The 299-nt window shown below is 59.5% G+C and carries 1 protein-coding gene; it reads left to right on the top strand.

The genetic code is table 11. From position 1 onward, the window contains the following. Positions 1-299 (top strand): cbb3-type cytochrome c oxidase subunit I (locus RVY79_RS18895; protein WP_317466093.1); only part of this gene is annotated, 299 nt, incomplete at both ends.

Genomic DNA, 299 nt, shown 5'->3' with positions numbered 1-299 from the left:
CATCGTCGCGCTGCCAGCGTTCGGCATCGTGTCAGACCTCATCAGCACGCACGCGCGCAAGAACATCTTCGGCTATCGCATGATGGTGTGGGCCATCGTCATCATCGGTGCACTGAGCTTTGTCGTGTGGGCGCACCACATGTTTGTGGCGGGCATGAACCCGTACTTTGGTTTTTTCTTCGCCACCACCACGCTCATCATCGCCATCCCGACCGCGCTCAAGGTCTACAACTGGGTGCTCACGCTGTGGCGCGGCGACATCCACCTGACCGTGCCGATGCTGTTTGCCATCGGCTTCA

This window comes from Chromohalobacter sp. HP20-39, assembly GCF_033052815.1.
GTDB lineage: Bacteria > Pseudomonadota > Gammaproteobacteria > Pseudomonadales > Halomonadaceae > Chromohalobacter.
The sequence above is the reverse complement of the archived record's forward strand: the minus strand, read 5'-3'. Positions and strand labels throughout refer to the sequence as shown.